This is a genomic window from Variovorax sp. UC74_104 (assembly GCF_044055375.1).
Taxonomy (GTDB): Bacteria; Pseudomonadota; Gammaproteobacteria; order Burkholderiales; family Burkholderiaceae_C; genus Variovorax.
The window spans coordinates 3,357,732-3,368,372 of sequence record NZ_CP171978.1; the positions used below are offsets into that span (position 1 = coordinate 3,357,732).

The 10,641-nt window shown below is 66.5% G+C and carries 7 protein-coding genes; 2 read left to right on the forward strand and 5 right to left on the reverse strand.

Going from position 1 to position 10,641, the window contains the following annotated elements:
• Positions 1-15: 15 nt before the first annotated feature.
• Positions 16-729: a ribose-5-phosphate isomerase RpiA gene (gene rpiA, locus ACHMXA_RS15660; RefSeq protein WP_176667559.1), complete on the forward strand. Its 714-nt coding sequence runs from the start codon at positions 16-18 to the stop codon at positions 727-729.
• Positions 730-748: 19 nt separating this feature from the next.
• On the opposite strand, the gene ACHMXA_RS15665 is transcribed toward rpiA, so the two are convergent.
• From ACHMXA_RS15665 to ACHMXA_RS15685, 5 genes are all read right to left on the reverse strand, one after another.
• A complete protein-coding gene (locus ACHMXA_RS15665; protein WP_176667560.1) occupies positions 749-1,408 on the reverse strand; it encodes a glutaredoxin family protein in 660 nt (219 codons plus the stop codon).
• Between the two features lie 30 nt (positions 1,409-1,438).
• Entirely contained in the window at positions 1,439-3,487 is a 2,049-nt protein-coding gene (locus ACHMXA_RS15670; RefSeq protein ID WP_176667561.1) for a M3 family metallopeptidase, read from the reverse strand.
• 128 nt (positions 3,488-3,615) lie between these two features.
• Positions 3,616-4,467, reverse strand: coding sequence for a bifunctional methylenetetrahydrofolate dehydrogenase/methenyltetrahydrofolate cyclohydrolase FolD (gene folD, locus ACHMXA_RS15675; RefSeq protein ID WP_395315755.1), 852 nt, complete (start codon positions 4,465-4,467; stop codon positions 3,616-3,618).
• A 79-nt stretch (positions 4,468-4,546) separates the two neighbouring features.
• Positions 4,547-5,179, reverse strand: coding sequence for a response regulator transcription factor (locus ACHMXA_RS15680; protein ID WP_012747279.1), 633 nt, complete (start codon positions 5,177-5,179; stop codon positions 4,547-4,549).
• Positions 5,176-7,716, reverse strand: a complete 2,541-nt coding sequence (locus ACHMXA_RS15685) for a PAS domain S-box protein (RefSeq protein WP_176667563.1) — start codon at positions 7,714-7,716, stop codon at positions 5,176-5,178. The genes ACHMXA_RS15680 and ACHMXA_RS15685 overlap by 4 nt, the downstream gene beginning before the upstream one ends.
• Positions 7,717-7,913: 197 nt before the next feature.
• Here ACHMXA_RS15685 and aceE point away from each other — a divergent pair, with 197 nt between their 5' ends.
• Positions 7,914-10,628: a pyruvate dehydrogenase (acetyl-transferring), homodimeric type gene (gene aceE / locus ACHMXA_RS15690; protein WP_395315756.1), complete on the forward strand. Its 2,715-nt coding sequence runs from the start codon at positions 7,914-7,916 to the stop codon at positions 10,626-10,628.
• The last annotated feature ends 13 nt before the right edge of the window (positions 10,629-10,641 follow it).

The following is a 10,641-nucleotide window of genomic DNA, read 5'->3' on the forward strand; positions in this document are numbered from 1 at the left end:
CAAGGATTGTCCGTGATGACCGCACCCGCCTCCCCAACTTCCTCCCAACCGCTTTCCCAGGACGAACTCAAGGCCCAGGTCGGCCGCGCCGCGCTGGCCTATGTCGCCAGGGGCGAAATCGTGGGCGTGGGCACCGGCTCGACGGTGAACAAGTTCATCGATGCGCTGGCCACGATCAAGGACGAGATCAAGGGCGCGGTCTCCAGCTCGGTCGCTTCTACCGAACGCCTGCGGGCCCTCGGCATCCCGGTGTTCGACAGCAACGAGGTGGAGGAACTGTCGGTCTACATCGACGGCGCCGACGAGATCGATCACCGCGGCTTCATGGTCAAGGGCGGCGGCGCAGCGCTCACGCGCGAGAAGATCGTCGCGGCGCAGTCGCGCAAGTTCGTCTGCATCGCCGACGAGTCCAAGCTGGTGGAGGTGCTGGGCGCGTTTCCGCTGCCGGTGGAGGTGATCCCGATGGCCGCGCAGCGCGTGATGCGCCAGTTCGCCGCCATGGGCGGCATCGCCCAGGTGCGCGAGAAGGAAGGCCTGCCGCTGGTCACCGACAACGGCCAGCACATCGTCGACGTGACGGGGCTGCGCATCACCGATCCGCTGGCGTTCGAATCGACGGTGAGCCAATGGCCGGGCGTGGTGACGGTGGGCGTCTTCGCGCACCAGAAGGCCGACGTGTGCCTGCTGGGCACCGCGGCCGGCGTGAAGACGATGGAGTTCGGCGTCTGAGTCGCAGCCGAACGCAAGCTCAGAACTTGATGCCGGCCGGATTGCTCGGCGTCGGTTCGCTCGAGGCCGGCGGCGGCGGCGCGGGCTGCGCGGCCGGCGCGGGGGTTGCGGCGGCACGAGGCGCGGGAGCCGTCTGCGCTACCAGCGGCCGGACCGGGCCGTTGCGATAGCCCGCGGGCAGGCTGTTGCTCTTGGGATAGCCGGCCGCGTCGAGGTACTGCGACCATTCCACGTCCGAGAAGCCCTTGAGCTGTTGCGAGCCGATGGTCAGCAGCGGCAACGCGTTCTGGTTGCTCAGGCGCTGCAGGGCCTCGATGTCCGCGTTGCTCTTGACGGTGCGTTCCTCGAACGGAATGCCGCGCGTGATGAGCAGCGTGCGTGCCGCGCCACAGGGGCCGCACTCGTCTCCGCTGTAGAGCGTGACGGGATAGCGCTGCGCCACCTGGCGCAGTTCGTACGGCAGGCCGGAGGTGTTGGCCGTGGAGGAGGGGGCGGAGCCGGGCTGGCCGGCAGCCGGCGCCGGCTCGGTGCTCGCGCTCGGGGCGCGGTCGGAGAAAGTGACCTTGCCGTTCTTGTCCACCTGGCGGTAGACGGGTTGTGCCACGGCGCCCGCGGCGACGAGCACAAGGGCAAGGCCGGTCAGGCGATGCAATGGTGAGATTTTGTAAATCGTATGCATCGCCCGAGTATCGCAAGCTTCAGCGATGCATCAAGCCGGCTGGGGCTCGGCCATGCCCTGATGTCGCAGCAGCGCATCAAGCTGGGGCTCGCGGCCGCGGAAGGCCTTGAACGAATCCATGGCGCTGCGGCTGCCGCCGGCTTCAAGGATGGCCTGGCGGTACTTGCGGCCGGTCTCGATGTTCGGCTCGCCGTCGGCGCCCACGGTTTCCTCGAAGGCGGCGTAGGCGTCGGCGCTCAGCACCTCGGCCCACTTGTAGCTGTAGTAGCCGGCAGCGTAGCCGCCCGAGAAGATGTGGCTGAAAGTATTCGGCGTGCGGCTGAAAGGCGGCGAGGGCATCACCGCGACTTCGGCGCGCACCTTGCCCAGCAGCGCCATCACGTCGCCGGGCTTGGCGGTGGCGGCGTGGTACTCGGTGTGCAGCAGCATGTCGAACAGCGAGAACTCGATCTGGCGCAGCGTCTGCAGGCCGCTCTGGAAGTTCTTGGCCGCCGTCATCTTGTCGAAGAGGGCGCGCGGCAGCGGCTCGCCGGTGTCGACGTGGGCCGTCATGTGCTTGAGCACGTCCCACTCCCAGCAGAAGTTCTCCATGAACTGGCTCGGCAACTCGACCGCATCCCACTCGACGCCGCTGATGCCCGAGACGTCGCGCTCGTTCACCTGCGTGAGCATGTGGTGCAGGCCGTGGCCGAACTCGTGGAAGAGGGTGGTCACGTCGTCGTGCGTGAGCAGCGGCGGCTTGCCGTCGACACCGCTGGCGAAGTTGCAAACCAGCTGCGCGACGGGCGTCTGCAGCACGCCCGTGTCGGGGCGCAGCCAGCGGGCGCGCACGTCGTCCATCCACGCGCCACCGCGCTTGGCGGCACGGGCCGACGGGTCGAGATAGAACTGGCCGACCTTCTGCCCGGCGCGTTCGATGCGATAGAACTCCACGCTCGGATGCCAGGTCGGCGCCGAGTCGCGGCGGATCGACACCTCGAAGAGCGTCTCGACGATCTTGAACAGGCCGGCCATGACCTTCGGTGCCGGGAAGTACTGCTTCACCTCCTGCTCGCTGAAGGCATAGCGTGCTTCCTTGAGCTTCTCGCCGATGTAGCTCCAGTCCCAGGGCTGCGGGTCGGCGATGTTCAGTTGCTGGGCTGCGAAGACGCGCAGGTCGGCCAGGTCGCGTTCGCCATACGGCTTGGCCTTGGCCGCGAGGTCGCGCAGGAACTTCACCACCTGCTCGGGCGACTCGGCCATCTTCGGAACCACCGACAGCTCGCCGTAGTTCCTGTAGCCCAGCAGCTTGGCCTCTTCCTCGCGCAGCGCGAGGATCTCGGTGATGAGCGCGGTGTTGTCGAAGGCCGCGTCGCCGAACTCGCTGGCCCGCGTGACGTAGGCGCGGTAGAGCTTCTCGCGCAGCGCGCTGCTCCTTGCGAACTGCATCACCGGCAGGTAGCAGGGCATCTTCAGCGTGAGCTTGTAGCCTTCCTTGCCGTCGGCCTCGGCGGCCGCGCGCGCGGCGCTCACCACGTCCTCGGGCACGCCTTCGAGCTCGCCGAGCGTGGCGTAGTAGGCGAAGGCATCGGTGGCATCGAGCGCGTTCTCGCTGAACTTCTGGCTCAGTTCGGCCAGGCGCTCCTGGATGTCGGCGAAGCGCTTCTTGGCCTCGCCCTGCAGCTCGGCGCCGCCCAGCACGAAGTTGCGCACCGCGTTGCTGTGGGCCTGGCGCTGCTCGGCATTGAGTGTCTTGACGTCGATGGCCTTGTACTTTGCATACAGCCGCTCGTCGGAGCCCAGGCGGGTCCAGAAGGCGGTGACGCGCGGCATGGCCTCGTTGTAGGCGGCGCGCAGCTCGGGCGTGTCGGCCACGGCATTGAGATGGCCGACGGCGCCCCAGGCGCGGCTGAAGCGTTCGGAAGCCACGTCCAGCACCTTGGAGATCGCGTTCCAGTCAGCGGGAAAGTCGGGCGCGGTCACGGTCTGCAGCGCGGACTCGGCATCGGCCAGCAACGCATCGACAGCGGGCGATACGTGTTCCGGCTTGATCTTGTCGAACAGCGGGAGATCGGTGAAATCGAGAAGCGGGTTGGTCATGTGAGAAATCCTGTTCGAACTGACGGACCGATTCGGGGAGCCACCGCGGAACCGACTCTGCCGGGCCGCCGGTGGCGCCCCTCGAGGGGGAGGCGGCTACACGAAGTGAGCAAGCAACGGGGTGGTTCTTATCTTGCGGCGCGCTCGGCTGCTTCAAGGGTGTTGACCAGCAGCATCGCGCGCGTCATGGGGCCCACGCCGCCGGGCACGGGCGTGATCCAGCCGGCCACTTCCTTCACGCCGTCGAAGTCGACGTCGCCGGCGAGCTTGCCGTCGGGCCGGCGGTTCATGCCCACGTCGATGACGACCGCGCCGGGCTTGACCATGTCGGCGGTCAGCAGATCGAGCTTGCCCACAGCGGCGACGATCACGTCGGCCTGGCGCGTGATGGCGCCCAGGTCCTTGGTGGCGCTGTGGCAGATGGTCACGGTGGCGCTCTTGGCGAGCAGCATCATGGCCATCGGCTTGCCGACGATGTTGCTGCGGCCAATGACCACGGCATGCTTGCCGCGCAGGTCGTAGCCGATCGATTCGAGCATCTTCATGCAGCCGTGCGGCGTGCAGGGCCAGAAGCCGGGGGCGCCGGTCATCAGCGCGCCGGCGCTGGCAACGTGGAAGCCGTCGACGTCCTTGGCCGGAGAAATCGTCTCGATGACCTTCTGGCTGTCCATGTGCTTGGGCAGCGGCAACTGCACCAGGATGCCGTGCACCTTCGGGTCGTCGTTGAGCGTGCGGATGCGGGCCAGCAGGTCGGCCTCGCTCATGTCGGCGGGGTAGGTCTCGAGCGTGGCGTCGAGGCCGGTCTGCGCGCTGTCGTTGACCTTGTGCTTCGTGTAGACCTGGCTGGCCGGGTCTTCGCCCACGAGGATGATGGAAAGGGCCGGGTTCAAGCCGCGCGCCTTGAGCGCCGCGGTGCGGCCGGCAACTTCGGCGCGGATGGTTTTGGCGAGTGCGTTGCCGTCGATCAGTTGGGCGGTCATCGGTTTCGATTTTCCAAGTAAAAACGCCCGCTTTCGCAGGCGTGGGGGTCATGTGTCGCTATCGGGCGGATAGCTGTTTCTAGGCCTTGGCGGCTGGCGCCGCCTGCCCCAGCGCGATCTTGAGCAGATCGGCCACGGTGTTGGCGTTGAGCTTTTCCATGATGTTGGCGCGGTGCGCCTCGACCGTCTTGATGCTGATGCCCAGGTCGTCGGCGATCTGCTTGTTCAGGCGGCCGGCGACGATGCGCTCGAGCACCTGTGCCTCGCGGCCGGTGAGCTTGGACAGCAGCGCGTCGCGGCTGGCCGACTGCTGGTGCTGCGTGAAGGCGCCGCGGGCGTGTTCGAGCATGCGCTCGACCAGCGTGACGAGTTCTTCGTCGTTGAAGGGCTTCTGGATGAAGTCCATCGCACCCTTCTTCATGCTGTCGACCGCCATCGGCACGTCGCCGTGGCCGGTGATGACCACGATGGGCAGCGGGGAGCGCCGTTCGATCAGCCGGTCCTGTAGCTCCAGGCCGGTCATGCCCGCCATGCGGATGTCGACTATCAAGCAGGCGACTTCGCGCGGGTCGTATCGGGAGAGAAAGGATTCGGCGGAATCGAAACAGCGGACTCTGTAGTCCTTGCCTTCGAGCAGCCATTGCAGCGAATCGCGTACGGCTTCGTCGTCGTCGACGACATAGACCGTGCCCTTCTTCGGAATCAAACTCATGCAGGTACCTTTGCCTCGTCGCTAGCTACGGAACTGATAGCGTCCAACACCGGAATCCAGAAGGAAAAACGGCATCCGATCACATCCGGGCCATTGTAGATGTTCTCCGCCTGCATCCGGCCGCGGTGCGACTCGACGATGGTGCGGCACAAGTTGAGCCCGATGCCCATGCCTTCGGGCTTGGTGGAGAAGAAGGCCTCGTAGAGCCGGTCCATCACCTCGGGCGCCAGGCCCTTGCCGGTGTCCTGCACCGAGAACTCGATGGCGTTGTGGCCCTCGATCACCTTGGGCAGCACGCGCAGTTCCACGCTGCGGCGCGCCAGCGGGCGGTCGGCGAGGTCGATGGCCTCGGCCGCGTTCTTCAGCAGGTTGACCATCACCTGCTCGATGAGGATCGGATCGACGCGCACCACGGGCAGCCGGGCCGCCACGTAGTGGTTCAGGCGCACGTTGCGCCGGCGCAGCTCGATGCCCGCGAGCTCGACCGCCTCGCTCACCATGGTGGCCACGTCGGCGGGCGTGCGGTTGGGCTCGCTGCGCTTCACGAAGGAGCGGATGCGCTGGATGATCTGGCCCGCGCGCTGGGCCTGCTTCGACGTCTTCTCGAGCGCGGCCAGAAGGGCCTCGTTGTCGATCGACTGGCCCTTGATGCGCGACATCATCCCGTTGCAGTAGTTGGTGATGGCGGTCAGCGGCTGGTTGAGTTCGTGCGCCACGCTGGAGGCCATCTCGCCCATGGTGATGAGGCGGCTGGCGGCCTGGGCCTTGTCGGCCTGCGCGGCGGCCTGTTCCTCGGCGTCGCGGCGCGGCGTGATGTCGGTGGCGATCACGAGCTGGGCGAGCCGGCCGTCCACCCAGGTCAGGTAGCGCGAGCGCACTTCGAGCCACTTGCCCAGGTGGGGCACGAAGATCTCGTTGTTGGCGGTCTGCGCCGCGGTGAGGGTGTCGATGGGGAGGCCGGCGTACGGGTCCACGTCGTCCAGGCCTTCGTCGTGCGCATTCGACGCCGGCACGCCTGCCTGCGCGACCATGCCCAGGTGGCCCACGGTGTCGGAGCCGAACCAAAGTCGGTACAGCTTGTTGGCGAACAGCAGCTCCTCGCTGCCGATGGGGGCCACTGACACGGCGGCGTCGAGCGCTTCCAGCACCGTGGTGAAGCGCTCGTAGGAGGCCGAGAGCTGCTCGCGGATGCGCGTGGGCTCGGTGATGTCGGTCATCGACGTCATCCAGCCGGTCTGGTGGCCGCGTGCGTCGATCAGCGGCGACACATACAGGCGGGCGTTGAACACGCTGCCGTTCTTGCGCTTCACCCGCACCTGGAAGCCGCCGGGCAGGGCGCGGCCGTGCAGTTCCTCTTCGAGCCGCTCGTTCATCACCTCGCGATCGGATTCGAGCCAGTAGGGGAAGGGCGGCGACTGGCCGACCAGCTCTTCCTCGCTCCAGCCGGTCATCGCGCAGAAGGCGGCATTGACGTAGGTGATGCGGCCCTGCAGGTCGAGCACGCGCATGCCGGTGAGCATGGAGTTCTCCATCGCCCGGCGGAAGTTGGTCTCGGCCACCAGCCGCTGCTGCGCCTGCAGCCGCCGGCGCGTGTGGCGCCAGGTGCCGATCAGCATCCAGCTCGTGAGCACGCTCAACGCGCAGACCAGCCAGAAGAGCCCGTTGCCGACCACGCCCTGCGAGGTGCGATAGGCCTGCGCCCGCAGCACCAGCGCATTGCCGACGGGCGACACCGGCACTTCATATTCGTTGGTGCGCTCGGACCAGGGCAGCAGGCGCGTGCCGCTTTCCTTCAGGTTCGTGGTGTTGCCGGCGATCACATGGCCCTTGGCGTCGAGCAGCGACACCGCGTAGCGCGCCTGCACCTCGGAGGGCATGCCGTAGCGCAGCAGCCCGTCGATGGAAAACTCGCCCAGTACGACGCCCGCGAACAGGCCCTGGTCGAAGAGGGGAATGTGCAGCTGCAGCATCGAGGGCGGATCGCCCCCGGCCACGGGCTGCGAGAACACCGGCTGGCGCAGTTCGCGCGCCAGCGCGTAGTTGCTCTCGATGTCGCCGGGACGCAGCACGTCGCCGATCAGGTGCTGCTGCGCCGGATGCACGCTGGGAGCAGCGTAGCCGGCCTTGAAGCGGCGGCGGTCGTCGATCCAGGTGATGGTCTGCAGCTCGGGGAACTGGCTCACCAGCGACTCGGCGCGGCTGGTGAACTCGACGGGGTCGATCTCGCGGTTGGAAGCGTCGCGCGCGATGCGCATCAACTGCTCCTGCCGCTCCAACAGCCGCAGGCGCATGCGCTGCTGTGCATATTCGACGTCGCGGCGCACCGACTCCTGCTCGCGCTCGACCTCCTCGGTGCGCAGGTACCAGAAGGCGGAAACGATGGCGGCGAGGAACAGCAGCACGGCCGCCATCGGCGCGAGCATGGCGACCGCGTCCTGCAGCACCGGAGTCTGGCGTCGCCACCACCTGCGCCACCAGGACAGCGGCGAGGCGTTCACGGCACTGCGGGCAACCGCCAGCGGGGAGGAGAGAGGCATGGGGCGGATTCTAGGCTTGCCCCCTCGGCTTGCCATGTCCCGTGCGGACATCCGTTCCTGCTCTGATTTCTTTTGAATTTCACATTGAAAAATCAATAAGCACTATTTGAAATTGCGATGTTTCTATGCGAAACTCCGCCGCGTTCGCTGCACAGCGCACTTAAATTACAGCCACAGCCCTAAAAGGAGACATAAGCATGTCGGCAAACCCCGAGAACCTGTTCGGCTCGGCCGCTAACGACGCGGACGCCCAGGAGACACGTGAATGGATGGATGCCCTGTCTTCCGTCATCCAGAGCGAGGGGCCTGAGCGGGCTCACTTCCTCCTCGAGCAGCTGCTCGAACATGCCCGCCAGAACACGGTCGACATGCCGTTCTCGGCCAACACCGGCTACGTCAACACCATCGAACCCTCGCAGGAAGCCCGCAGCCCCGGCAACCTCGAGATCGAACAGCGCCTGCGCGCCTACATGCGCTGGAACGCAATGGCCATGGTGGTCAAGGCCAACCGCCACCATCCTGCCGAAGGCGGCGACCTCGGCGGCCACATCGGCTCCTTCGCCTCGCTGGCCAGCATGTTCGGCGCCGGCTTCAACCACTTCTGGCACGCCGAGAGCGAAAACCACGGCGGCGACCTGCTCTACATCCAGGGCCACGTCTCTCCCGGCATCTACGCCCGCGCCTACCTCGAAGGCCGCCTCTCCGAAGAGCAACTGCTCAACTTCCGCCAGGAAGTCGACGGCAAGGGCCTCTCCAGCTACCCGCACCCGAAGCTGATGCCGGAGTTCTGGCAGTTCCCGACCGTGTCGATGGGCCTCGGCCCGCTCATGGCGATCTACCAGGCGCGCTTCCTCAAGTACCTGCACGCACGCGGCATCGCCAACACCGAGAACCGCAAGGTCTGGGTCTTCTGCGGCGACGGCGAAATGGACGAGGTCGAATCGCTGGGCGCCATCGGCCTGGCGGCGCGCGAGAACCTCGACAACCTGATCTTCGTCATCAACTGCAACCTGCAGCGCCTGGACGGCCCGGTGCGCGGCAACGGCAAGATCATCCAGGAGCTCGAAGGCGAGTTCCGCGGCGCCAACTGGAACGTCGTCAAGCTGGTCTGGGGCAAGGGCTGGGATGCCCTGCTCGAGAAGGACCATGACGGCGCGCTGCGCAAGATCATGATGGAGTGCAATGACGGCGACTACCAGTCGTTCAAGGCCAACGACGGCGCCTACGTCCGCAAGAACTTCTTCGGCCGCGACCCGCGCACGCTGAAGATGGTCGAGCACATGACCGACGACGAGATCTGGAACCTCCAGCGCGGCGGCCACGACTCGCAGAAGGTGTACGCCGCCTTCCATGCCGCCCAGAACCACAAGGGCCAGCCCACCGTGCTGCTCGTGAAGACCGTCAAGGGCTTCGGCATGGGCAAGATCGGCGAAGGCAAGAACACGGTCCACCAGACCAAGAAGCTCGGCGACGAGGACATCAAGGCCTTCCGCGACCGCTTCAACATCCCGATTCCCGACAGCCAGATCGCCGAGCTGCCGTTCTACAAGCCGGCCGACGACACGCCGGAAATGCGCTACCTGCACGAGCGCCGCAAGGCGCTGGGCGGCTACCTGCCGCACCGCCGCGTGAAGAGCGACGAGAGCTTCACCGTGCCCGCGCTGGACACCTTCAAGGCGGTGCTCGAACCCACGGCCGAAGGCCGCGAGATCTCGACCACGCAGGCCTACGTGCGCTTCCTCACGCAGCTGCTGCGCGACAAGGCGCTCGGCCCGCGCGTGGTGCCCATCCTGGTCGACGAGGCCCGCACCTTCGGCATGGAAGGCCTGTTCCGCCAGGTCGGCATCTACAACCCGCACGGTCAGCAGTACACCCCGGTCGACAAGGACCAGGTCATGTACTACAAGGAAGACAAGGCCGGCCAGATCCTGCAGGAAGGCATCAACGAGGCCGGCGGCATGTCGAGCTGGATCGCTGCCGCCACCTCGTACAGCACGAACAACCGCATCATGGTGCCGTTCTACGTGTACTACTCGATGTTCGGCTTCCAGCGCATCGGCGACCTGGCCTGGGCTGCCGGCGACATGCAGGCGCGCGGCTTCCTGCTGGGCGGCACCTCGGGGCGCACCACGCTGAACGGCGAAGGCCTGCAGCACGAAGACGGCCACAGCCACATCCTGGCCAACACCATCCCCAACTGCGTGAGCTACGACCCGACCTTCGCGCACGAAGTCGGCGTGATCCTGCACCACGGCCTCAAGCGCATGGTCGAGAAGCAGGACAACGTCTACTACTACCTGACGCTGCTCAACGAGAACTACGCGATGCCCGGCCTCCAGCCCGGCACCGAAGAGCAGATCATCAAGGGCATGTACCTGTCGAAGCAGGGCCCCGCGCTCAAGGCCAAGGCACCCACGGTGCAACTGCTGGGCAGCGGCACGATCCTGCGCGAAAGCTTTGCCGCGCAGGAACTGCTCGAGAAGGACTGGGGCGTGTCGGCTTCCGTGTGGAGCTGCCCGAGCTTCAACGAGCTCACCCGCGACGGCCAGGATGCCGACCGCTGGAACCTGCTGCACCCCGACCAGACCCCGCGCGTGCCCTTCGTGGCCGAGCAGCTCGGCGCCACCACCGGCCCGGTGGTCGCATCGACCGACTACATGAAGGCCTATGCCGAGCAGATCCGCCCGTTCATTCCGAAGGGCCGCAACTACAAGGTGCTGGGCACCGACGGCTTCGGCCGCAGCGACTTCCGCAACAAGCTGCGCGAGCACTTCGAGGTCAACCGCCACTACATCGTGGTGGCGGCGCTCAAGGCGCTGAGCGAAGATGGCACCGTGCCGGTGGCCAAGGTGGTGGAAGCGATCAAGAAGTACGGCATCAATGTCGACAAGGTCAACCCGCTCTACGCCTGATCCCCAATCAACA

Excerpts from the sequence above, each read along its gene's own strand:
- ACHMXA_RS15670 (WP_176667561.1), bottom strand. The coding sequence starts at position 3,487 with ATGACCAACCCGCTTCTCGATTTCACCGATCTCCCGCTGTTCGACAAG.
- ACHMXA_RS15685 (WP_176667563.1), bottom strand. The coding sequence starts at position 7,716 with ATGCCTCTCTCCTCCCCGCTGGCGGTTGCCCGCAGTGCCGTGAACGCC.
- aceE (WP_395315756.1), top strand. The coding sequence starts at position 7,914 with ATGTCGGCAAACCCCGAGAACCTGTTCGGCTCGGCCGCTAACGACGCG.
- rpiA (WP_176667559.1), top strand. The coding sequence starts at position 16 with ATGACCGCACCCGCCTCCCCAACTTCCTCCCAACCGCTTTCCCAGGAC.
- folD (WP_395315755.1), bottom strand. The coding sequence starts at position 4,467 with ATGACCGCCCAACTGATCGACGGCAACGCACTCGCCAAAACCATCCGC.
- ACHMXA_RS15680 (WP_012747279.1), bottom strand. The coding sequence starts at position 5,179 with ATGAGTTTGATTCCGAAGAAGGGCACGGTCTATGTCGTCGACGACGAC.
- ACHMXA_RS15665 (WP_176667560.1), bottom strand. The coding sequence starts at position 1,408 with ATGCATACGATTTACAAAATCTCACCATTGCATCGCCTGACCGGCCTT.